At 62.6% G+C, this 23900-nt stretch carries 18 protein-coding genes and 1 tRNA gene; 14 read left to right on the forward strand and 5 right to left on the reverse strand.

Annotated elements, in window-relative coordinates; translation table 11 throughout:
- Window position 1: 1 nt before the first annotated feature.
- Genes nqrE through ACR0CU_RS14670 form a run of 5 tightly spaced genes read right to left on the reverse strand, consistent with a single transcriptional unit; the run spans window position 2 to window position 4628 of the window.
- Window positions 2–610: an NADH:ubiquinone reductase (Na(+)-transporting) subunit E gene (gene nqrE / locus ACR0CU_RS14650; RefSeq protein ID WP_050603817.1), complete on the reverse strand. Its 609-nt coding sequence runs from the start codon at window positions 608–610 to the stop codon at window positions 2–4.
- On the reverse strand, window positions 610–1263 hold the full coding sequence (locus ACR0CU_RS14655) for an NADH:ubiquinone reductase (Na(+)-transporting) subunit D (protein ID WP_170341481.1): 654 nt from the start codon (window positions 1261–1263) through the stop codon (window positions 610–612). Before ACR0CU_RS14655 ends, nqrE begins: the two co-directional genes overlap by 1 nt.
- Complete coding sequence (locus ACR0CU_RS14660) at window positions 1263–2078, reverse strand: Na(+)-translocating NADH-quinone reductase subunit C (RefSeq protein WP_170359420.1); 816 nt, start codon at window positions 2076–2078, stop codon at window positions 1263–1265. The genes ACR0CU_RS14655 and ACR0CU_RS14660 overlap by 1 nt, the downstream gene beginning before the upstream one ends.
- Window positions 2071–3279 (reverse strand): NADH:ubiquinone reductase (Na(+)-transporting) subunit B, encoded by a 1209-nt coding sequence (locus ACR0CU_RS14665; RefSeq protein WP_170365861.1) that lies wholly within the window; start codon window positions 3277–3279, stop codon window positions 2071–2073. The genes ACR0CU_RS14660 and ACR0CU_RS14665 overlap by 8 nt, the downstream gene beginning before the upstream one ends.
- A gap of 5 nt (window positions 3280–3284) precedes the next feature.
- Complete coding sequence (locus ACR0CU_RS14670) at window positions 3285–4628, reverse strand: Na(+)-translocating NADH-quinone reductase subunit A (RefSeq protein ID WP_170448162.1); 1344 nt, start codon at window positions 4626–4628, stop codon at window positions 3285–3287.
- A gap of 298 nt (window positions 4629–4926) precedes the next feature.
- On the opposite strand from ACR0CU_RS14670, the gene ACR0CU_RS14675 reads away from it, so the two are divergent.
- The 14 genes from ACR0CU_RS14675 to ACR0CU_RS14740 all read left to right on the forward strand — a co-directional run bounded on the left by ACR0CU_RS14675 (window position 4927) and on the right by ACR0CU_RS14740 (window position 23900).
- On the forward strand, window positions 4927–6039 hold the full coding sequence (locus ACR0CU_RS14675) for a THUMP domain-containing class I SAM-dependent RNA methyltransferase (RefSeq protein ID WP_170448164.1): 1113 nt from the start codon (window positions 4927–4929) through the stop codon (window positions 6037–6039).
- A 105-nt stretch (window positions 6040–6144) separates the two neighbouring features.
- Window positions 6145–6221 (forward strand) — tRNA-Pro (locus tag ACR0CU_RS14680).
- Between the two features lie 192 nt (window positions 6222–6413).
- The gene (locus ACR0CU_RS14685) at window positions 6414–6998 is read left to right on the forward strand and encodes an ANTAR domain-containing response regulator (protein WP_170341425.1); all 585 of its coding nucleotides are present in this window, start codon (window positions 6414–6416) and stop codon (window positions 6996–6998) included.
- On the forward strand, window positions 6995–8164 hold the full coding sequence (locus ACR0CU_RS14690; protein ID WP_170448166.1) for an ABC transporter substrate-binding protein: 1170 nt from the start codon (window positions 6995–6997) through the stop codon (window positions 8162–8164). The genes ACR0CU_RS14685 and ACR0CU_RS14690 overlap by 4 nt, the downstream gene beginning before the upstream one ends.
- A 294-nt stretch (window positions 8165–8458) precedes the next feature.
- Window positions 8459–9826, forward strand: coding sequence for a CmpA/NrtA family ABC transporter substrate-binding protein (locus tag ACR0CU_RS14695; RefSeq protein ID WP_170359409.1), 1368 nt, complete (start codon window positions 8459–8461; stop codon window positions 9824–9826).
- Window positions 9827–9898: 72 nt separating this feature from the next.
- Window positions 9899–10981 carry an ABC transporter permease gene (locus ACR0CU_RS14700; protein WP_068345377.1) on the forward strand — a complete coding sequence of 361 codons (1083 nt, stop codon included), beginning with the start codon at window positions 9899–9901 and terminating at the stop codon, window positions 10979–10981.
- A gap of 5 nt (window positions 10982–10986) precedes the next feature.
- Window positions 10987–12666, forward strand: coding sequence for an ABC transporter ATP-binding protein (locus ACR0CU_RS14705; protein WP_170448168.1), 1680 nt, complete (start codon window positions 10987–10989; stop codon window positions 12664–12666).
- Between the two features lie 4 nt (window positions 12667–12670).
- Window positions 12671–15106, forward strand: a complete 2436-nt coding sequence (nirB, locus tag ACR0CU_RS14710) for a nitrite reductase large subunit NirB (protein ID WP_170448170.1) — start codon at window positions 12671–12673, stop codon at window positions 15104–15106.
- The gene (gene nirD / locus ACR0CU_RS14715; RefSeq protein WP_093963084.1) at window positions 15103–15435 is read left to right on the forward strand and encodes a nitrite reductase small subunit NirD; all 333 of its coding nucleotides are present in this window, start codon (window positions 15103–15105) and stop codon (window positions 15433–15435) included. The genes nirB and nirD overlap by 4 nt, the downstream gene beginning before the upstream one ends.
- Window positions 15435–18095 carry a molybdopterin-dependent oxidoreductase gene (locus tag ACR0CU_RS14720; protein ID WP_480643330.1) on the forward strand — a complete coding sequence of 887 codons (2661 nt, stop codon included), beginning with the start codon at window positions 15435–15437 and terminating at the stop codon, window positions 18093–18095. Before nirD ends, ACR0CU_RS14720 begins: the two co-directional genes overlap by 1 nt.
- Before the next feature lie 225 nt (window positions 18096–18320).
- Entirely contained in the window at window positions 18321–20420 is a 2100-nt protein-coding gene (locus ACR0CU_RS14725) for a hydantoinase/oxoprolinase family protein (protein WP_170448174.1), read from the forward strand.
- A complete protein-coding gene (locus ACR0CU_RS14730) occupies window positions 20417–22066 on the forward strand; it encodes a hydantoinase B/oxoprolinase family protein (RefSeq protein ID WP_480643332.1) in 1650 nt (549 codons plus the stop codon). Before ACR0CU_RS14725 ends, ACR0CU_RS14730 begins: the two co-directional genes overlap by 4 nt.
- Entirely contained in the window at window positions 22063–23145 is a 1083-nt protein-coding gene (locus tag ACR0CU_RS14735) for a pyridoxal phosphate-dependent aminotransferase (RefSeq protein WP_170448178.1), read from the forward strand. The genes ACR0CU_RS14730 and ACR0CU_RS14735 overlap by 4 nt, the downstream gene beginning before the upstream one ends.
- Window positions 23142–23900, forward strand: a complete 759-nt coding sequence (locus ACR0CU_RS14740; protein WP_170448180.1) for a maleate cis-trans isomerase family protein — start codon at window positions 23142–23144, stop codon at window positions 23898–23900. The genes ACR0CU_RS14735 and ACR0CU_RS14740 overlap by 4 nt, the downstream gene beginning before the upstream one ends.

Raw genomic sequence — 23900 nt, forward strand, 5'->3', positions numbered from 1 at the left:
TTTACAGTTTGACGCCCGAGAAGGACATGAAGGCCATCGCCATCAGACCTGCGGTGATGAAGGTGATGCCGAGGCCCTGCAGTCCGTCCGGAATGTCGGAATATTTCAGTTTTTCGCGCACGCCCGCCATGGCGGTGATCGCCAGCGCCCAACCAAAGCCTGAGGACAGGCCATAGGTTGCGGCCTCGGCAAAGTTGTAGTCGCGCTCGACCATGAACAGCGAGCCGCCCAGGATGGCGCAGTTCACCGTGATCAGCGGCAGGAAGATACCCAGCGCGTTGTAGAGCGGTGGGAAATACTTGTCCAAAACCATCTCGAGGATCTGCACCATCGCCGCGATCACGCCGATATATGAAATCAGGCCGAGAAAGGTCAGGTCCACATCCGGGAACCCGGCCCACGCCAGCGCACCCGGCTTGAGCAGGTAGTTCAGCAACAGGTTGTTGGCCGGAACGGTGATGGCCTGCACGACCATGACCGAGATCCCTAGCCCCAGCGCCGTCGAGATTTTTTTCGACACGGCGATGAAGGTACACATGCCCAGGAAAAAGCTGAGCGCGAGGTTTTCGACGAAGATGGCCTTTACGGCCAGTGAGATGAGACCTTCCATCAGTGCGCCTCTACCTGCTGGATCTTGTATTCACGTTCCTCGACCTGGTTCGGCTTCCACGTGCGGAAGGCCCAGATGATCAGGCCGATGATAAAAAAGGCCGACGGCGGTAGCAGCAGCAAGCCGTTGGGGACGTACCAGCCGCCATTGTTCACGGTTTCCAGAATGGTCACCCCGAACAGAGAGCCCGAGCCGAACAGCTCGCGGATGACGCCGACCAGCATCAGTATCAGGCCATAACCCATGCCGTTGCCCAAGCCGTCGATGAAGGACGCCACGGGCGGGTTCTTCATGGCAAAGGCCTCGGCCCGGCCCATCACGATGCAGTTGGTGATGATGAGGCCCACGAAAACCGACAGCGTCTTCGAGATCTCGAAGGCATAGGCCTTGAGGATCTGGTCGACCAGGATCACCAGAGACGCGATGATGACCATCTGTACGATGATCCGGATCGAGCCAGGGATCTGGTTGCGCAGGCATGAGATGAAGAAGGACGAAAACGCCGTCACGAACATCACCGCCAGCGACATCACGAAGGCCACCTGCAGCGACGAAGTTACCGCCAGCGCCGAGCAGATGCCCAGCACCTGCAACGTGATCGGGTTGTTGTCGACAAGCGGGTCGACCAGCAGATCTTTCTTGGTCTGTGACATCAGATCTCTCCTGCTTGCAGCTTGGCCAGGAACGGAGCATAGCCCGCGTCTCCCATCCAGAATTTCACCAGGTTGTCGACGCCGACCGTCGTCAGGGTCGCGCCGGCCAGCGCATCGATATAGAAGTCAGGCCCTGCGGCGGGCATCGTTTTGGCGACCGTGATCTGCAGATCACCCGCATCGTCACGCAGCTTCTTGCCGCTCCAGAGGGCTTTCCAGCGCGGGTTGTCCACCTCGGCCCCCAGGCCCGGCGTTTCGCCGTGCTGGTAGAATTGCAGCCCGAAGATGTCGTTGCCATTCGCTTCGAGCGCGATGAAGCCATAGAGCGTAGACCACAGCCCATAGCCGTGGACCGGCAGGATCACCTTGTCCAACGCGCCGTTTTCGTCGCGCAGCAGGTAGATCACGCGGTATTTTGCCTTGCGGCCGATGCCGGCAGGGTCGTCGGCAAGCGGCTCGCTCAACTCGGGGTCACTGGCGGCAGCAATGTCGTCGAACGTGGCCGGGTCGAACTGGTCGTCGACGAATTCACCCGTCGCCAGTTCCAGCACATGCGGTTCGAAAGCGGCAAAAGCCTCGGCCACGTCGATGCCCGGTTCATAGACGCCCGCGACCTGCAGAACGTTGATCTGCTTGTCCTTGAGCTTGTTGGCCTCTTGCACCGGGCGCAGGCTGACCGCCGCGGCCGACACGATCATCGAAGCAACCAGACACACGGCAACCGCGATGAAGATCGTCTTGCCAACCGAGTCCGGCGAGGCCGCCAGGAACCTGGCGATGGCGCCTTTGGGTTCAGGGGATTGCGTATCAGACATGGCGACGCGCCCTCCGTTTGATGTTTGCCTGAACGACGAAATGGTCGATCAGCGGCGCAAAGACGTTGCCGAACAGGATGGCCAGCATCATGCCTTCGGGGAAGGCCGGGTTCACCACCCGGATCATCACGACCATCACCCCGATCAGCGCGCCGTAGATATAGCGGCCCATATTGGTGTGGCTGGCCGAGACCGGCTCGGTCACCATGAAGGCCAGACCGAACGCATAACCGCCCAGCACGACGTGCCAGTACCATGGCATCGCGAACATCGGGTTCGTATCCGATCCGATCAGGTTCAGCAGCAGGGTAAAGCCGATGGTTCCCGCCAGACAGCCCACGATCAGGCGGTAGTTGGCAATCTTGGTCATCAGCAGGAAGGCGAGCCCGACCATGCATGCCAGGGTCGATGTCTCACCAAAGCTGCCTTGGATCGAGCCGAAGAAGGCGTTCCACCATGTGATGCCCTCGGCCGCCAGCGCCTGATAGCCGTCAGCGGCCGAAACGGCCAGCGCGGTCGCGCCGGAAAAGCCATCGACCGGGGTCCAGACCGCGTCACCCGACATGGATGCGGGATAGGCGAAATACAGAAAGGCCCGCCCCACCAGCGCGGGGTTGAGGAAGTTCTTGCCGGTGCCACCGAACACTTCTTTGCCGATGACCACACCAAAGATGATCCCCAGCGCCACCTGCCACAACGGCGCGGTGGCCGGCATGATCAACGTGTACAGCATCGAGGTGACAAGAAAGCCCTCGTTCACTTCATGCCCGCGCACGGTGGCGAAAATCACCTCGAAGGTGCCGCCCGCGACCAGCGTGACTATGTAGATCGGCAGGAAATACATCAGCCCGTGCATCACGTTGGCAAAGATGCTGGACGGGTCCAGAGAAATGCCCAAGGCCTGCAGGACTGCGATGCGCCAACCGGTTGCCGACTCCGGGCCCAGAGTCGCGATGGCCGAGTTGGCCTGGAACCCGGTATTGTACATGCCCCACAGGATGCAGGGGATGGTGGCGATCACGACATAGGTCATGATCCGCTTCATATCCACGTAGGATCGCGCGTGCGGCGCCACGGATGTTACGGTTTTCGGAGTGTAGATGAAACTTTCCACCATCTCGTAGATGGGGAAGAACTTCTCGTACTTGCCGCCCTTGGTGAAGTTCGGCTCGATCCGGTCAAAGAAGCTGCGCAAACCCATATGGATCAGCCCTCCTTTTCAATCTTGGTCAGGCAGTCGCGCAGCGCCAGCCCGTATTCATACTTGGCCGGACAGGCAAAGCCCACAAGGCCCAAATCTTCTTCGTCCAGCTCCAGCGCGCCCAGGGCCTGCGCCGTGTCGGTATCCATCACCAACAGCGCCCGCAGCAGTTGCGTCGGCAGGTAGTCCTGCGGCATGAGCTCTTCGAAGGTGCCGGTGGGCACCATGGCGCGGCGGCCACCGTTCAGGTTCGACGTGAAGGCGAACAGCTTTTTGGCAAAAGCCGAACCCAGAACCGGCTGCACCGCGTATTTCGACGGCATCGGACGGATCCAACCCATCGGGATCTGGTCGTGATCCTCGCGGATAATGCAGATCTGGCGCGCGAAGCGTCCCAGATAGGCGAACGGCCCGGTGGCTTGACGACCCGAAAGGACCGAACCCGAAATGACCCGTGCTTCGCCATCAACATTGATCTCGTCACGGGTCAGATCCTCGGTCGAGGCGCCCATGACGGTGCGGATCAGACGCGGTTGACGCGCGCCGGGACCGGTCAGAGCAACCACCACGTTCGGGTCCAGATGCCCCGACTGCAGCAGCCGCCCGATGGCGATCACGTCCTGATAGCCGATGGTCCAGACGGTTTTCTCGGCGGTCACGGGTTCGAGGAAGTGGATATGCGTCCCGGCCAGGCCCGCCGGATGGGGGCCGCTGAAGGCCGCAGCCTCGACGCCCGGCAGATCGGCGCCGGGGATCGTGTCGCCATCCTTCTGGCACAGATAGGTCTTGCCTTCGGTCAGCTTGGCCACGGCGGCCAGACCGGCGGCAAAGGCCTCGGCCGCGTCATTGATGATCAGCGCGGCATCGGCGGCCAGCGGCTCGCTGTCCATGGCGGTGACGAAAATCGCGGCGGGCGCGGTGCCCGGTTGCGGCATCTTGGAATAGGGCCGCGTGCGGAACGCGGTCCACAGGCCGGCGGCGCACAGCTTGGCGGTGAGGCCCTGTGCGGTCTCGGCATCGCCCACGCCCGAGAAATCGACGCCGGGGTCGTTGGGGTCCGACACTTCGATCACAACGCTCTGCAACACGCGCCGCGCGCCGCGGTTGATGGCCACGACCTTGCCGGTCAGCGGCGCCACCATCATCGCCTCGGGCGCATCCTTGTGGCAGAACAGCGGCGCGCCGCGCTGGACGTTGTCCCCTTCCTGCACCAGCATCCGTGGTTTGAGCCCGATATAGTCTCCACCCAGCACGCCAACCGAAGAATATGCTGGCCCTGGCTGAATGACCTGTTCAGGCGATCCCTCGATCGGAAGGTCCAGTCCCTTTTTCAGTTTGAAAGTTTGCATGTCGCTACGTTCTTCCAAGCCTTTTTCTTGCGCCCGTCATACAGGGCCCTTTGCTTTGGGCACTGAATAGCGCGGAGTTTCGTCAAGCCCGTCGTAAAAACGACGAGGACCGGCCGAAATCCGCGGGCGTCTCTCTGATTACGGCCCCTTTACGCGGCGAAGCGGCCAAACGCAAACCTGTTACCGCCCAAATCGCGCGTCGTGTAGCTATTTTTACCCGAAACCACGGGCGGAGTACCAAAAACTTGGTAGGAAATTTCGTGTCGCACGGATGGCCCTGCTGATATAAGCAGCCGGAATGGAAAATACCGATCTTGAGATTTTTCTGGTCGCGACACCCGGTCTGGAGGCTCCCCTCCTCGCCGAAGCGCAGGAGGCCGGATTCGCTGAGGCCCGACTTGCACCCGGAGGTGTCACGGTTCGTGGCAACCTGCGCGAGGTCTGGCGGGCCAATCTCCAGTTGCGCGGGGCCAACAAGGTGTTGGTTCGGGTGGGTTCGTTCCCGGCTGTGCACCTGGCTCAGTTGGACAAGCGGGCACGAAAGTTTCCGTGGGGAGATTTTCTGAAACCCGACGTCCCGGTTCGGGTTGAGGCCACCAGCCGAAAATCCCGCATCTATCACGCTGGCGCCGCACGGCAACGGATTGAAGGCGCAATCTCTGACATGTTGGGGTCTCCGATCTCGTCCGAGGCGACGGTCCGTGTTCTGCTGCGAATCGAGAAAGACATCTGCACATTTTCCCTCGACAGTTCCGGAGAAGCGCTGCACAAGCGCGGGCACAAGGAAGCGGTCGCCAAGGCTCCCATGCGCGAAACGATGGCGGCGATGTTTCTGCGCAATTGCGGCTTTGACGGATCTGAGCCGGTGCTGGACCCGATGTGTGGCTCGGGCACTTTCGTGATCGAAGCCGCCCAGATCGCTCTGGGCCTGCCGCCCGGCCGCGACAGAGCCTTTGCCTTTCAGGAATTTGCCGGATTCGACCCCAAGGCTTGGGCGGAACTCCGCGCCGACTGGGTCGCGACGCAGACAGATACCGCGTTCTATGGCTCGGACCGGAATGACGGGGCGATCGCGGCCGCGCAGGCCAATGCCAGCCGCGCCGGGGTGGACGGCGCGACGCGATTCCAAAAACGCGCAGTCGCTGACCTGAAACCGCCCATGGGCGGGCCGGGCCTGGTAATCGTCAACCCACCGTATGGGGCACGCATCGGCGACGAAAAACGCCTGCGGTCGCTGTATGGCAGCTTTGGCAAAGTGATGTTGTCCAGGTTTTCAGGCTGGCGTGTCGGCGTCGTCACCAGCAACCAGTCTTTGGCGCGCGCCACCCGCCTGCCATTGCTGCCTCCGGGTCCGATCGTCGATCATGGCGGCACGAAGATCCGCCTCTATCAAACCGAGGCCCTGCCCTGACCCGTCAATTCCTGTGGGTCCAAGCGGCAGAGTCAGTTCGGACAAAAAGCACACAGAATCCCTCTTGCGCATCAAATCCACTGGGTATAGATCACGCGCCACGGTCGGAGTGTAGCTCAGCCTGGTAGAGCACTGTCTTCGGGAGGCAGGGGTCGGAGGTTCGAATCCTCTCACTCCGACCAATAAAACAAGGCGCCCTGCGGCGCCTTTTTTGTTGGTTGGTCGTATCTCCAAATATGTCCGGGGCAGCAACGTGCTGAATTATTCGGCATCTGCGCACGGTCTGCCATCTGGATAGGCGCTTTCCAGAGAATTGAGCGCAGCGCTCCGAGGGTGGCATTGCCTCGCTCTGCCGGCTTGGTCAGTTCGGTGTTATGAACCAAACGTTGACCGTTGTTGTTGTCGAACAGAACCCGGACCGCGCCGACGCGATCCTCGAGGCCCTGAAAGCGGCAGGGAGCGTCGAGGCGCACGTGATCGATGGCGTGTCTGAATTGCCGCGCAAGATTGCTGTCCACAATCCCGATGTCGTTCTGATCGACATCGACAATCCATCTCGGGACATGCTTGAAGAACTGACAACCGCCTCCGGCCCGATGGAGCGGCCGGTTGCCATGTTCGTATCCGGGGCTGCAGGCGGCCTGTCCAAAGCTGCGGTCGAAGCAGGTGTCTCGGCCTATGTCGTCGACGGTCTGCATCCCGAAAGGGTCAAGCCCATCATCGACACCGCCATCGCCCGTTTCCAAGTGCTGCGCCAAATGCGGACCGAGTTGGCCGAAACGAGACGCGCATTGGAAGAGCGCAAGGTGATCGACCGCGCGAAAGGGCTGTTGATGAAAGCAAAGGGCATTCAGGAAGATGAAGCCTATGCCCTGCTGCGCAAGACCGCCATGAATCAGAATCGTCGGGTGGCCGATGTTGCCGAGGCATTGGTGACCGCTTCGGGGCTGTTGTCATGAGGGCGGTCTCGCTCCGAGCGGCCTATATGCCGTTGGTCGATGCGGCCCCCCTGATCGTGGCGCACGAGATGGGATATGATCAGGCCGAGGGCATCTCCTTGGACCTGCGCCCCGCCCCGTCCTGGTCCTCGTTGCGGGACATGCTGGCCTTCGGACATGTTGATGCGGCGCATCTGCTGTCCCCTGTCCCGGTAGCCATGGCGCTGGGGCTTGGGGGGATCGTCACGCCCCTTTCGGCCGTATCGGTCCTGTCGGTCAATGGAAACGTGATCGGCGTTGGCCGCCAACTGGAGGCGCGGCTGCGCGAAAATGGCTATGCCTTCGACTTCAGCGATGCTTTTGCGGCCGGAGCGGCCTTGGCAAAGGCGGCCGGTGGAACGCTGACCTTCGGGGTTCCGTTTCCGTTTTCCATGCATGTGGAACTGCTGCGATATTGGGTCAGCGGCACGGAACTCGCCTCGACCCAGGTTGAGATCCGCACTGTTCCCCCACCGTTGATGGCCCAGGCCCTGGCCGCCGGTGAGATCGATGCATTCTGCGTGGGTGAGCCCTGGGGGTCGTTTTCCGTCGATGACCGGGTGGGTGCGCTTCTGCTGCCGGGGAACGCGATCTGGTCCTGTGCCCCGGAAAAGGTACTGGCCGTGCGAACGGATTGGGCACAGACGGAACCACATCTGACGGGCGCGCTGCTGCGGGCGATCTGGCGGGCGGGCCGATGGCTTTCAAATTCCGAAAGCCTGACCACGGCGTCGGAGATGCTGGCGCAAAGGCTCTATCTTGATGTTCCCGCGGACCTGGTCGACCGGGCATTGACCGGCCAATTTGCGATTTCAGCGCGCGGCGACCAGCGTCAGGTCGACCGTTTTGTCACTTTTCATGAAGGCGCGACGGGTTTTCCGTGGCGCAGTCAGGCCAAATGGATCGCGCACCACATGGCGCGAAGATATGGACTGGATCCGTCAGATGCCGAGCGTACGGCAGCCGATGTGTTCCAAAGTGACCTGTATCGGCGCGAGCTGCAGGGAATCGGTGTTGTCATGCCCGCCGAATCTGAAAAGCCCGAGGGTGCCGGCAACGATCCGACGCTAGTGTCCGGCCCGGGCGGCAAGCTGATGTTGCCGCAAAACGTCTTTTTCGACAGTCGGATTTTTGAGCCTTCCCAGTAAGTGCGCCTAATTTTTTTGCACTGCAGCGTCAAATTATGCTGCATTGCAGAATTTTCACCTGATGGCCGTCAATTTCGGATGACTCATCTGCTCACCGGTGCCTTTATCAGGACAACGGCAGGCAACGTCGCCCACCGTAGGAATTCGCCCGATGTCTTGGGCAAAACTTCTGAGCAAAGCCGCTCGACCAACCGCCTTCTCCTTCCGGCGGTGTGTGTCGGCGGCTTTTTTTTGGCCCGAACGTTGCTCGGGTCGCCACCCAGCCCGGTTTGGGCCGGACCGAAAGGAACAAAGATGAAAAAACTCATTCTGAGTCTTGTTGCGACGACAGCCCTTGTTGCGCCGGCCACCGCAGAAATGCTGGAGCTGGAAAAGGACGAACTGACCTTCGGCTTCATCAAGCTGACCGACATGGCGCCGCTGGCCGTTGCCTATGAGCAGGGGTATTTCCTGGACGAGGGCCTGTTCGTGACGCTCGAGGCGCAGGCCAACTGGAAGGTTCTGTTGGACGGCGTGATCGGCGGCCAGCTGGACGGTGCGCATATGCTGGCGGGTCAACCGCTGGCGGCGACCATCGGCTATGGAACCGAGGCGCATATCATCACGCCTTTCTCGATGGACCTGAACGGCAACGGCATCACGGTATCCAACGAGGTCTGGGCGGAGATGAAGCCCAACATCCCGGTGATGGACGACGGCCGCCCGCAGCACCCGATCAGCGCCGAGGCACTGGCCCCGGTGGTCGAGAAGTACAAGGCCGAGGGCAAGCCTTTCAACATGGGCATGGTGTTCCCGGTTTCGACCCACAATTACGAGCTGCGCTACTGGCTGGCCGCCGGGGGCCTGAACCCGGGCTATTACAGCCCTGAAAACGTGACCGGTCAGATCGGCGCGGACGTGTTCCTGTCGGTCACCCCGCCGCCGCAGATGCCCGCCACGCTCGAGGCCGGCACGATCCATGGCTATTGCGTGGGCGAGCCTTGGAACCAGCAGGCGGTGTTCAAGGGCATCGGCGTTCCGGTCATCACCGACTACGAGCTGTGGAAGAACAACCCTGAAAAGGTGTTCGGCATCACCGCCGAATTCGCCGAGGAATACCCGAACACCACCTTGGCCGTGACCAAGGCGCTGATCCGTGCGGCGATGTGGCTGGACGAGAACGACAATGCCAACCGTCCCGAGGCGGTCGAGATCCTCAGCCGCCCGGAATATGTAGGGGCCGATTACGAGGTGATCGCCAACTCGATGACCGGCACGTTCGAATACGAAAAGGGCGACAAGCGCGAGGTGCCCGATTTCAACGTGTTCTTCCGCTACAACGCGACCTATCCGTTCTATTCCGACGCGGTCTGGTACCTGACCCAGATGCGCCGCTGGGGGCAGATCCCCGAAGCCAAGGCAGACAGCTGGTATGACGAAGTCGCCAAGTCGGTCTACAAGCCCGAGATCTATCTGCAGGCCGCGCGCCTTCTGGTCGAAGAAGGCCTGGCGGACGAGGCCGATTTCCCCTGGGACAGCGACGGCTACAAGGCGCCCACCCCAGCCGAGGACATCATCGACGGCATTCCCTTCGATGGCCACGCGCCGAACGCCTATCTCGAAAGCCTGCCGATCGGCCTGAAGGGCGACCAGAAGGTCGTCGGGACCGAAATCCAAGGCTGACCCCGAACCGCTCTGCCCGGCTGCGGTCGGGCAGGGCCCCTGAAACGCCCCGCCATCGCAAGGACGCATCAGATGACAACGGTCGATCCGGAATTCAACGCAGACGCCGCACGGGACGCGCGCCGCGCCCGTCTTTTCACCCGCATCAACGCCGCCGACAAATGGTTCCAGGTGCTGGGCCTCAGCTGGGCCACCCCGGTTCTGAAGGCCGCCGCCGGCGACAATCCCCGCGCCCAGATGGCCGAGATCTGGCGGCTGCTGATCGTACCGATCCTGTCGATTTGCGCCTTCCTGCTGCTGTGGGCGACGCTGGCCCCCAAGGTACAGACCTCGCTTGGGGCGGTGCCCGGCCCGGCGCAGGTCTGGGAGGAAATGGTCAACCTGAATCAGGACGCTCAGGCCAAGGCCGCCAAACGCGCCAAGTTCGAGGCGATGGTCGAAAAGCGGAACCAGAAGTTGATCGAGGCCGGACGCGCAGACGAGGTCAAGCAGGTTGCCTATACCGGCGCGCCGTCTTACTACCAGCAGATCTGGACCTCGATCAAAACCGTGTTCTTCGGGTTCCTGATCGCCACGGTCGTGGCGGTGCCGCTGGGCATCGCGGCGGGGCTGTCGCCCACCGCAAACGCGGCGCTGAACCCGCTGATCCAGGTGTTCAAACCGGTCTCGCCGCTGGCTTGGCTGCCGATCGTGACGATGATCGTCTCGGCCGTCTATGTCACCAATGACGGCTGGTTCGCGAAATCCTTCCTGATCTCGGCCATCACGGTGACGCTGTGTTCGCTGTGGCCCACGCTGATCAACACCTCGTTGGGCGTGGCCTCGATCGACAAGGATCTGGTGAACGTGTCCAAGGTTCTGAAGATGAACACCTGGACCAAGATCACCAAGCTGGTGCTGCCCTCGGCGCTGCCGCTGATCTTCACCGGCTTGCGCCTGTCGCTGGGCGTGGGTTGGATGGTCCTGATCGCGGCCGAGATGCTGGCGCAGAACCCGGGCCTGGGCAAATTCGTCTGGGACGAGTTCCAGAACGGCTCGTCCAGCTCGCTGGCCCGGATCATGGTGGCGGTCTTTACCATCGGCATCATCGGTTTCCTGCTGGACCGGGTGATGTACGCGCTGCAGTCCCTGTTTACCTTTACCAACAACCGGTGAGCGTGATGAGCATCCTCAGCTTCGAAAACGTCTCGAAATCCTTCGGCGAAGGCACCGGGCGCACCGATGTTCTGAACGGCATCGACCTGCAGGTGCAGGAGGGCGAGTTCCTGGTGATCCTGGGCTTTTCCGGCACCGGCAAGACCACGCTGATCAACCTGATGGCCGGGCTGGACATGCCCAGCCGCGGGCAGGTCACCTTCAAGGGCGCGCCGATCAAGGGGCCGGGGCCGGAACGCGGCGTGATCTTTCAGAACTACTCGCTGATGCCGTGGCTGACGGTCAGCGGCAATGTCGGGCTGGCGGTCGATACGGTCTTTCCGGGCCTGCCCAAAGCCGAGAAGGCCGCGAAGGTGGCCCATTACGTCAAGATGGTCGGCCTCAGTCACGCGGCGGCGCGCCGTCCGGCCGAATTGTCGGGGGGGATGCGCCAGCGGGTCAACGTGGCCCGGGCGCTGGCCATGAACCCCGAGGTTCTATTGCTGGACGAGCCGCTGTCTGCGCTGGACGCGCTGACCCGCGCCAACCTGGCCGACGAGATCGAGCGCATCTGGGAAGCCGACCGCAAGACCTGCGTGCTGATCACCAATGACGTGGACGAGGCGATCATCCTGGCCGACCGGATCATCGCCCTGAACCCCGACGGCACGCTGGGGCAGGAGTTCCGCGTCTCGATCCCGCGCCCGCGCGACCGGGCGACGATGAACACCGATGAAACCTTCAAGCGCCTGCGCGCCGAGGTCACCAAATACCTGATGGATGTGGGGATCGAAGCCAAGGTCGAAGGCACCCGCATCCTGCCCGAGGTCACGCCGATCCACGGCGTGCCCGCCGCCGTGACCGAGGCACAGAAGGGCATGATCGACAGCCGGTTCCTGGATTTCTCGCAGCTGCACAAGGTCTATCCCACGCCCAAAGGGCCGCTGACCGTGGTCGAGGATTTCGACCTGAAGATCGACAAGGGCGAGTTCATCTCGCTGATCGGCCATTCGGGCTGCGGCAAATCCACGGTGCTGACCATGGCGGCGGGGCTGAACGAGATTTCCAAGGGCGCGATCAAGCTGGATGGCCGCCACGTCGAAGGCGCCGATCCTGAACGCGCGGTGGTGTTCCAGTCACCCAACCTGTTCCCGTGGCTGTCCGCGAAAGAGAACGTGGCGATCGGGGTCGACAAGGTCTACCCGAACGCTAGTCAGGCCGAGCGGCAGGACGTGGTGGAATACTACCTCGAACGTGTCGGCCTGGCCGATGCGATGGACAAGCAGGCCAGCGACCTGTCGAACGGCATGAGACAGCGCGTCGGCATCGCCCGCGCCTTTGCCCTGTCGCCCAAGCTGCTGCTGCTGGATGAACCTTTCGGGATGCTCGACAGCCTGACCCGCTGGGAGCTGCAGGAGGTTCTGATGGAGGTCTGGTCGCGCACCAAGGTCACCGCGATCTGCGTCACCCATGACGTGGACGAGGCGATCCTGCTGGCCGACCGGGTGGTGATGATGACCAACGGCCCGCAGGCTACGATCGGCAAGATCACCCGCGTGGACCTGCCGCGCCCGCGCACCCGCAAGGCGTTGCTCGAACATCCCGACTACTACGCCTACCGGCAGGAAGTTCTGGATTTCCTCGAAGAATACGAACACGGCGCCAAGCCGAAATCGCCCGCCCCCAAGGCCATTGCAGCGGAGTGACCCCATGAAACAGAAACTTGTCGTGATCGGTGCCGGGATGGCGTCGGGCCGCGTGCTTGAACATCTGACCGAGACCGCGCCAGATGTGTTCGACATCACGCTTTTTAACGCCGAACCGCGCGGAAACTACAACCGCATCATGCTCAGCCCGGTTCTGTCGGGCGAGAAGACCTATGAGGACATCGTCACCCATGACGGCGACTGGTACGCGCAACGGGGCATCGCCTGCCGCTTTGGCGAGCATGTGGTGAAGATCGACCGCGAGATGAAGGTGGTCGAGGGCGAAAACGGTCATGTCCCTTATGACAAGCTGCTGATTTCCACCGGCTCTGCCCCGTTCATCATTCCGGTTCCGGGCAAGGACCTGCCCGGCGTCATCTCCTATCGCGATCTGGACGACACCAACGCGATGATCGACGCGGCCGCCAAGGGTGGCAACGCGGTGGTGATCGGCGGCGGTCTTCTGGGGCTCGAGGCCGCGGCGGGGCTGGCCGAGCGCGGCATGACCGTCACCGTGGTGCACCTGATGGGCCATCTGATGGAACGGCAGCTGGATGAGGCCGCCGGATACCTGCTGCGCAAGGATCTGGAACGCCGTGGCATCACCGTGCGGACCCAGGCCTCGACCAAGGCCATTCTGGGCGAGGGTCGCGCCGAGGCGGTGCTGCTGGAAAGCGGCGAGACGCTGCCCGCCGATCTGGTGGTGATGGCCGTCGGTATCCGCCCCGAAACCCGTCTGGCCACCGATGCCGGGCTGGACGTTGCCCGCGGGATCGAGGTGAACGCGCAGATGCAAAGCTCGGACCCGGATGTGCTGGCCGTGGGCGAATGCGTCGAATTCGACGGCCACCTGTTCGGCCTGGTGGCGCCGCTTTTCGATCAGGCCAAGGTCGTGGCCAATACCCTGCTGGGCCAGCCCGATGCCTTCGTGGTCAAGGAACTGGCCACCAAGCTGAAGGTCACCGGCTGCGACCTGTTCAGCGCCGGAGACTTCGCCGAGGGCGAGGGACGCGATGACATCGTGTTCCGCGACCCGGCGCGCGGGGTCTACAAGCGGCTGGTGATCGAAGACGACCGCCTGATCGGCGCGGTCATGTATGGCGACACCGCCGATGGCAGCTGGTTCTTCGGCCTGATCAAGGACGGCACCGACATCGACGAGATGCGCGACACGCTGATCTTTGGCCCGGCCTATCAGGGGGGCGACACCGCGGACCCTCTGTCAGCCGTTGCAGCATTGCCGCCTGAGGCGGAGATCTGCGGCTGCAACGGCGTATGCAAGGGCACCATCGTCGAGGCGATCGCCGCCGGCGCCACCGATCTGGCCGCCGTGCGCGCCAGCACCAAGGCCAGCGCATCCTGCGGAACGTGCACGGGTCTGGTCGAACAGGTCCTGCAGGTCACGCTTGGCAATGAGTTCCAGATGCCGGCGGCGCAACCGATCTGCGGATGCACCAACCTGACCCACGAGGACGTGCGCCGCCTGATCAAGGCGCAAGAGTTGAAAAGCCAGGCCGCCGTCTGGCAGGAGCTGGGCTGGAAAACGCCCAATGGCTGCCATGTCTGCCGGCCGGCGATCAACTATTACCTGCTGGCCGACTGGCCGCTGGAGTATCAGGATGACCCGCAAAGCCGGTTCGTCAACGAACGCAAACACGCCAACATCCAGAAGGACGGCACCTTCAGCGTCGTGCCCCGCATGTGGGGCGGCATCACCAACCCGGCCGAGCTGCGCGCCATCGCCGACGCAGCCGAGAAATACGACGTGCCCACCGTCAAGGTCACCGGTGGTCAGCGCATCGACCTGCTGGGCGTCAAGGGCGAGGACCTGCCCGCCATCTGGGCCGATCTGAACCGGGCCGGTCTGGTCTCGGGGCACGCCTATTCCAAGGGTCTGCGCACGGTCAAAACCTGTGTCGGCACCGATCACTGCCGCTTCGGAACCCAGGACAGCACCGGCCTTGGCATCAAGCTGGAACAGATCCTGTGGGGATCGTGGACACCGCACAAGCTCAAGCTGGCGGTTTCGGGCTGCCCCCGCAACTGTGCCGAGGCGACCTGCAAAGATATCGGCGTGGTCTGCGTGGACTCGGGCTATCAGATCGGCATCGGCGGGGCGGCCGGGATGGACGTCAAGGAAACCGAACTGCTGTGCCAGGTCCCGACCGAGGACGAGGCGATCGAGGTGGTGATGGCCGTCACCCAGGCCTATCGCGAGGGCGGCAAGTATCTGGACCGGCTGTACAAATGGCTGGCCAAGGTCGGCATGGACTGGGTCAGGGCCAATGTGGTCGACGACCTCGAAAACAGGCGGGCATTGGTCGCGCGGTTCGAACTGTCGCAAAGCATCTATCGCAAGGACCCTTGGGCCGAGCATGTGCGTGACAAGGCGCCGAGCTATGCCCCGATTGCAGATTTCACCCTGGAGGCCGCGGAATGAGCTGGATCGACATCGGACATATCGACGACGTGCCGCTGCGTGGCGCGCGTCTGGTGAAAACCCGTCTTGGCTGCATCGCCATCTTCCGCACGGCCGAGGCCGAACTGTTCGCGGCCAGCAATGCCTGCCCCCACAAGGGCGGCCCGCTGTCCGAAGGCATCGTGCATGGCCAGTCGGTGACCTGCCCGCTGCACAACTGGGTGTTCGACCTGAATACGGGCGAGGCCCAAGGCGCGGATGAAGGCCGGATCACCACCTATCCGGTTCGGCTGGAGGGCGGGCGCATCCTGCTGGACGCCCGCGCCGTCACCGAGCGGAGCGCCGCGTGATGGACGGCTCGAACCTGCCCGAGGTGCGATCCACCTGCGCCTATTGCGGCGTGGGCTGCGGCGTGCTGCTGCGCCCGGACGGGGCCGGCGGTCTGACCGTGCGGGGCGACCCGGACCACCCGGCGAATTTCGGACGGTTGTGTTCCAAGGGCACAGCTTTGGGTGAAACGGTCGGGCTGGGCCACCGCCTGCTGACACCGCGCGCCTTTGGCCGGGATGTGGGCTGGGACGACGCACTGCAACTGGTGGCCGACCGGTTCCGCGAAACGATCGCGGCGCATGGTCCCGACAGCGTGGCCTTCTATGTCTCGGGGCAGTTGCTGACCGAGGATTACTATGTGGCCAACAAGCTGATGAAGGGCTTCATCGGATCGGCCAATATCGACACCAATTCGCGGCTGTGCATGGCCTCGACCGTGGCCGGGCACAAGCGGGCCTTTGGCACCGACACCGTGCCCGGCACCTACGAGGATCTGGATCAGGCCGATCTGGTGGTGCTGGTCGGGTCGAACCTGGCGTGGTGCCACCCGGTTCTGTACCAGCGCATTCTGGCGGCACGGCAGGCGCGCGGCACCCGGATCGTGGTGATCGACCCGCGCCGCACCGCCAGCTGCGATCAGGCCGATCTGCATCTGGCGCTGAATCCGGGCAGCGACGTGGCGCTGTTCAACGGACTGCTGACCGAGATTCATCGGCGCGGGGCCGTGGACCCGGACTTCGTGAGGCTAACCTCGGGTCTGGAAGCCGCACTGGAAACGGCCGGAAACGACCAGATCTCGGGAACCGGCCTGCCTGCCGAAAAACTCGCCGCATTTTTCGATCTATGGATCAATACCCCGCGCGTCGTGACGGTCTTCAGCCAGGGAGTGAACCAATCCTCCAGCGGGACCGACAAAGTCAACGCCATTCTGAACTGCCATCTGGCCACCGGTCGGATCGGACGGCCGGGAATGGGCCCGTTCTCGGTCACCGGCCAACCCAACGCGATGGGTGGGCGCGAAGTGGGTGGTCTGGCCAACACGCTGGCTTGCCATCTGGACATCGAAAACGCCGATCATCGCGCCGCGGTTCAGGCGTATTGGCAGGCGCCTGCAATACCGCAGTCTCCGGGGCTGAAGGCCGTGGACATGTTCCGTGCGGTCGAAGATGGGCAGATCAAGGCCCTTTGGATCATCCACACCAACCCGGCGGCAACCATGCCCGAAGCTGACAGGGTCAGCCGCGCAATCGCCGCCTGCTCGTTCACGGTCGTCAGTGATCTGACGTTGAATACCGATACGGCGCGCCTGGCCGACGTTGTGCTGCCGGCCGCCGGGTGGGCCGAAAAGAACGGAACGGTCACGAATTCGGACCGAACCATCAGCCGGCAACGCGCCGTTCTGCAGCCACCGGGCCAAGCGCGCCCGGATTGGGATATCCTGGCCGAAGTTGGCCGCCGCATGGGATGGAAATCCGCGTTCGACTACGCTTCACCGGCCGAAATATTCCGGGAATACGCCGCCATGTCCCAAATCGCCGCGCGGTTCGGGAAAGACTTCGACATTTCGGGCTTCTCCGAAATTGACGAGGCGGGCTATGCCGAATTGGAACCCACCCGCTGGCCATTGGGTCGCAAGCGTGCAGGTGGGAGATTTTTCGGTGACGGACACTTCTTTCACTCCGACAGGAAGGCCCGGATCGTTCCCGTTGCCCATCGACCTCCGGCAGCCCTGCCCGGACAGCAATATCCCTTTGTGATGAACACCGGACGCACACGGGATCAATGGCACACCATGACCCGGACCGGTCTTTCAGCCCGCCTGTCCGCGCATCTGGCCGAGCCATTTGTGGACATTCACCCCCAGGACGCCGCCCGCGAGGGGATATCCAGAGCCGACCTTGTCGAAGTCACCAGCCGCACTGGGCGTGGTATTTTTCGCGCGCGCATCACCCAAGATGTTCGCATCGGTCACGCCTTTGCTCCCATCCATTGGACTGCGGAAACGGCGCCTTCGGGCCGGGTGGACATGCTGGTTCCCGGCACCACTGATCCGATTTCCGGACAACCCGAAAGCAAGGCCACACCCGTTTCGATCTCGGTCATGCAGGCAGCGTGGTACGCCTTTGCCGTCTCCAGGAAACCCCTGAACCCCTCGGTCGCCTACCGCGCGACGGTCCGAACGGACAACGGTTACAGGACAGAGCTGGCTGATCATGCCCGGATACAGAATTGGGAACAAACCGCCCGCGAATGGTTTGCACTGACCGATGCAGACGCGGTCACGGCAGGTGATCCGGCCCGCGGTTCATTTCGCATTGCGTTGTCGCAGAACGGATGCCTGCAAGCGGCACTGTTCGTGTCGCCGCGCCCCCTGCCCTTGATGCGGGACTATCTTGCGTCGATGCCGGACATACCACCCGCACAGGTTCTGCCCGGCCGCGCACCCGCAGATGCCAAGGACACCGGACCGATCATCTGCGCCTGTTTTGGCGTCGGGTTGAAGACGATCGTTGACGCGATCTCGTGCGGGCAAGCGATCAGTGTCGACGCTATCGGCGCGGCGTTGAACGCCGGAACAAATTGCGGGTCTTGCCGGCCTGAATTGGGTGCCCTGATCGACCGGTATGCCCCGGATGCCGCCGACAACCTGAGCCGACAATTGCAGGGAGACGTCGCCTAGCCCGGTCGCATTTCTGTTGACAGGTGATCCAGCGATGGGCAGCATTTTTTCATCGGACCGACAACCAGAGTGATCAAGCCGTGATTGACTGCACCAAAGATAACCAAGGCCGCCGGGCAACCGGTTGCAACCTCGTCGTCTGACGAGGGACGGGTTTTTCGCAGTCTCCGGATGCTGAACCAGCAGCCCGGACCGATCTGAAACTTCTGCCCATGGCTTCATTTTATGCACAATCACGCTGGGCTTCGGCTGGCCGTCGATATTGGCGGCACATTTACCGATACCGTTCTGATGGACGGGCAATCCAATATCCTCGCAACGACGAAAACTCCGACGACACCGGACAACCCAACCGTCGGTGCCTTGACTGGTGCAAAGCGCGTTCTGGATGACGCCAATGCCGGTTTCTCGCAGGTTTCCGGGTTCATTCACGGCACCACTCTGGCCACCAATGCCCTGATCGAGCGGCGCGGTGCCCCGGTTGCGACAATAACCACCGACGGGTTTCGGGACATACTCGAGATTGGGTATGAACGTCGCTACAGCCAGTATGACATCAATCTGGTCAAGCCCGACCTGCTGGTCCCACGCGCTCGTGCCTTCACGATCGGCGGGCGAATGGATGCACGTGGTGACGAACTGACACCGCTGGATGTCGCGGGAATGGACGATCTGGTGCGCCAGATTGCGGATAGCGACGCCCAGGCCGTGGCGGTGTGCCTGATGCATTCCTATGCCAACCCAAAGCACGAGTTGGCTCTGCGGGACCAGTTGCTCAGGGCGCTCCCCGATCTGGCCATCTCGCTCTCGCACGAAGTCAGCCCCGAGGCGCGCGAGTTTGACCGCCTGTGCACCACCATCGCCAACGCCTATATCCAGCCCCAGATGGCCGGGTATCTGGCCGAGTTCCAATCCCGCTTCGCCGCAGAGGGGTTGACCTGTCCCATTCTCATGATGACGGCCGGCGGCGGTATGACAACCCTGGAAACGGCCGCCCGCCTGCCAATCCGGTTGGTCGAATCCGGCCCGGCCGGTGGGGCCATCCTTGCCGCACGGATCGCGGCTGAAACCGGTGCGCGGGCCGTAACCAGCTTTGACATGGGGGGGACGACGGCCAAGCTGTGTCTGATTGATGCTTTCCGCCCGCAGACCGCGCGCAGGTTCGAAATCGCAAGAGCCGCGCGCTTCATCAAAGGCTCAGGCATGCCGGTGCGCATCCCCGTGATCGAGATGATCGAAATCGGCGCAGGCGGCGGCTCGATTGCCAGAGTCGACCGGCTGGGTCGCCTGCAGGTTGGCCCCGAAAGTGCCGGCGCACAGCCAGGCCCTGCCGCCTTCGGCAATGGCGGCAGGGCGGCGACCGTGACAGACGCCGATGTGGTGCAGGGCCTGATCGAACCCGGCCGGTTTGCCGAAGGCCGACTGACGATTGACACGGCAGCCGCCGAACAGGCCATCACCGTGGAAATCGGGAGCGCACTGGATTTGGCGCCGGACCTGGCCGCACGTGGTCTCAGCGAAATCGTCGACGAAAGCATGGCCGCCGCAGGTCGGATGCACGCGGTCGAGTCCGGAAAAGAGTTGGCAACCCGAGTGATGATCGCCTTTGGCGGCAATGGGCCATTGCACGCAACGCGAGTGGCCCGGCGGTGTCAGGTCGACCAAATCGTGATCCCGAAGGACCCGGGCGTAGGGTCAGCGGTCGGATTTCTTTATGCCCCGGTCACCTTCGAAATCGTCCGGTCGCGCTATGCCACTCTGGACCAGCCGGATCTCGACGGCCTCAACGCCTTTTTTGACGAAATGACAGCCGAGGCGCTGGCCGTGGTCCGCGCCGGTGCACCCGAAGCCGAGTTGTCGATCCGAAAAAAGGCCTTCATGCGGTACCACGGCCAGGGTCATGAGATCGAGATCGCGCTTCCGGATCGGGCACTTGGGCCTGCAGACATCGAAATCCTGCGCCGGGATTTCGAATCCGAGTACAGCCGATTGTTCCGCCGCGCGGTACCGGGAATGGCGATCGAGATTCTCAACTGGTCCGTCGAGGTGTCGTCACCCGCCCCTGCCCTCAGCCGGGTTCCTGACGTAGCCCAACAGCGCACGGCGCGGCCGTGCGACCATCGACGCATTCTTTGTGATGTCAGCGGGCATTGGTGCGACGCCAGTATCTACGATCGATCCGGTCTTGAACCCGGCGATTGGCTGCGCGGACCGGCGCTGATTGCCGAGCCTCAAACCACCACATTCGTCAGCGCGGATTTTCAGGCCAGCGTCGATGGCGGCGGCAATCTCTGGCTCAACCGGATACAGGAGGACGCCGAATGAACACGACGAATACCCGTCTGCAGGTCATGTGGAACCGGCTGCTAGCGGTGGTCGAAGAACAGGGCCAGGCGCTGATCCGCGCCGCCTTTTCTCCGATCGTTCGTGAATGCGGCGACATATCCGCCGGCATTTTTGATGTACGCGGCCGTATGCTGGCCCAAGCCGTTACTGGAACGCCGGGCCACATAAACACGATGGCCGAAGCGGTTAAGACCCTGTGCGGGCGATACTCCCGCTCCGAAATGAAGCCAGGCGATATTTTTCTGACCAACGATCCTTGGATCGCATCTGGCCATTTGAACGATTTCCTGCTGATGATGCCGGTTTTTCATCGTGGCAATGTGGTTGGGATTTCGGCCTGCACCTCGCATCTGGTCGACCTTGGCGGTTTGGGCATGGGTCCCGAAGGCTCGGATATCTTTGATGAGGGGCTTCGAATCCCGCCGTGCAAACTGGTCGACCAAGGTCAGTTGAACGCGCTGCTGATGGATATCGTCAAAGCCAACTCGCGCGAGCCCATCGCTAATGAGGGCGACATCTACGCATTGATCGCGTGCTGCGAAACAGGCGCAGCGCGCCTGGCCGACATGATGGTCGAGTTTGGCATCGATACTTTGGACAGTCTGGCCGATTACATCATCGAAACCTCGCGCCGCGGCACGATCGAGGCCATTTCGGCGCTGCCGAAGGGCACGTGGCGCAATGTGCTGACCGTCGATGGGTACGAGTGCGAGATCGATTTGCACGCAGCCCTGACCATCACGGACGACCGGGTTCTGGTCGACTTTTCGGGCACATCGGGCCTGTCGCGCAAAGGCATCAACGTGCCACTCAACTATGCAACGGCCTATACGGTATTTGCCCTGCGCTGCATCATCGGCCCAGACATCCCAAACAACGCAGGCTCTTTGACGCCATTCCACGTGACGGGACCGCCGGATTGCATTCTGAATGCGCAGCCACCCGCTCCGGTGGCCATGCGCCATACATTGGGACAGATGACCCCGGATCTGGTCTATGGCTGCCTGTCGCAGGCTCTGCCGGGCGCCGTGCCGGCCGAAGGCGCCTCGTGCATGTACGACCTGCCTCTGCGCCACGCACCCGAGGCGGTTTCGCGTGGCGGCACGCAGTTTGCTCTGGAACTGGTGTTCAGCGGCGGAACCGGCGCAAGGCCAAGCCTGGATGGCCTGTCGGCGACGGCCTTCCCCTCAGGTGTTTGGGGCAGCCAGGTCGAGACAACTGAGGCTGTCGCGCCTGTCCTGATCACGCGTCGCGAATTGCGCCAGGACAGCGGTGGCCCCGGTCGCCTCCGCGGCGGATTGGGGCAGGACATCGAAATCCGTTCCTCCTCCGGCGAGGATTTCATGCTGTTCCTTTCGGTCGAACGCATCGCAAACCCAGCCAAGGGACGGCACGGCGGACTGGCGGGCGCGCCCGGTCGCATCCGTCTCGGCCCCGACAGCGCGGACTTACCGGGCAAGGGCGAGGTGCGAATTGGCGGCGGCGAAACGCTGATCTTCCAAACTCCGGGCGGCGGCGGATTTGGGCCACCCGACGAAAGGTCACCCGTGGCTGTTCGACAGGATGTGCGGGACGAGCTTGTGAGCACCCGGGCCGCACAGAATGTCTATGGGGTAAAGCCATGATCCGTCCCGTTTCCCATGTCGCTGACATGTCGCCCTACGCGTTGGCTCAGCTGGATCCGCCGGCAGGAGAGCGCCTTGTTTCGCTGTCGCAGAACGAAAGCCTGCGCCCGCCAAGTCCCTTGGTCGGACAGGCCGTCGCAGAGGCGGCCGCGAACGGCCAACTCTACCCGGACCCGGACTGGACGGCGTTACGTGCGCGACTGGCGGAGCTTCATGGCTTGCCCGAGCAAGGTCTGTTGTGCGGGAACGGGTCGATGGAGCTGATTGAGGGTCTGGCGCTGGCCTTTGCCGGACCAGACGCCGCCGTTCTTGCCCCTGCGAACGCATACCCGTTTTTTCGTACCGTGGCTCAGTTGGCTCGCGCCCGTTTCGACACCGCCGCCGAGGTGGACGGATGCGTATCCGTCGATGCGCTTCTGGCAGCCATGCAGCAGGATACTAGGGTGGTATTTGTGGCCAATCCCGGCAACCCGACAGGGACACGTATCTCCCGCCGCGATCTGGTGCGGCTTCGGGAAGGGTTGCGGGACAACACACTGCTTGTGATCGACGAGGCCTATGGCGAGTTCGCCGATGATCTGAACGAGCCGATGTTCGACCTTGTCGCGCGGGGGGACACGGTCGTTCTTCGAACTCTGTCCAAGGCCTATGGGCTGGCCGGGTTTCGCGTCGGTTGGGGCCTGTTCCCACCGCAGATCGCCGTCCAGATACGCAAGGTGATGAACCCAAACAATGTTTCGGTGTGCGGACAGGCGGCTGCCTTGGCCGCACTGAACGATCAGGACTACATGCACGAGACATGTGCCATCACGGCCGAGCTGCGCGACCGGTTCGCCGATCGCCTTCGGTCCGCCGAGTTCGACGTTCCCAAAAGCCATACCAACTTTCTTCTGATCCGCTTTGCAGACCAATCCACCGCGACCAGAGCCGACAAAGCCCTGCGGGAAAAAGGCATATTCCTGAGACCGCAATCCTGCGCGGGACTGGCCAATTGCCTACGTGCCACCATCGGTCAGACTGCAGACCTCGAACTCATGGCCGCGGTTCTGGAGCGTTGGGCCGAGGAGTTTCAGCCATGACACAGCCAGATTTCCACCCATCCAGGGGCCGGTCCCGTTTCGGCATTCTCGTGCCATTCACGAACACCAATCTCGAACCCGACATGACGATGCTACGGCCCGAGGGCGTTTCGCTGCACTTTGCCCGGATAGGTGGCTATGATCAGGAAGAAATCCCCGATGCTGCCCAAATGCACGGTCTTGGCGCCGCCGATCTGGCTGAGCCGCTCAGGCTTTTGCATGGTGTCCGGCCGGATGTCGTTCTTTATGGGTGTACCTCGGCAACGCTGACCCATGGCCCGGCCTTCGATCGCGAACTTGCCGACCGTATCAAGACCAGCAGCGGGGCGCAGACCGTTACGGCCGCGGGCGCCTTGGTGCATGCGCTGCGTACGCTGGGGGCGACACGTATCGGCTTTGCCTCTCCCTATGTCGCGGACATCAATGACTTGGCAATCCGGTTCCTGGCCGAGACTGGCATTGCAACCGTGTCGCGGTCCGAAGTGACAGGCCAGCTGGACAATTACGGCCAAGGCGCCCTGACCCCGCAGGCGGTGTCTGACCTGGGTTTGGCTGCAGACTGCCCCGAGGCCGAGGTGTTGGTTTTGTCCTGTACGGACATGCGCAGCGTGGAAATCATCGACCGGCTTGAAAAAACTGTTGGCAAGCCCGTCGTCACTTCAAATCAGGCGATGGCATTCCAGGCAATGCAGATGGCCGGGATCACCACGCCGCCGTCCGGATTTGGCCGACTGATGCTGAACCTGCATCGCTGA

The sequence above is a fragment of the Ruegeria sp. BC2 genome (assembly GCF_056539245.1).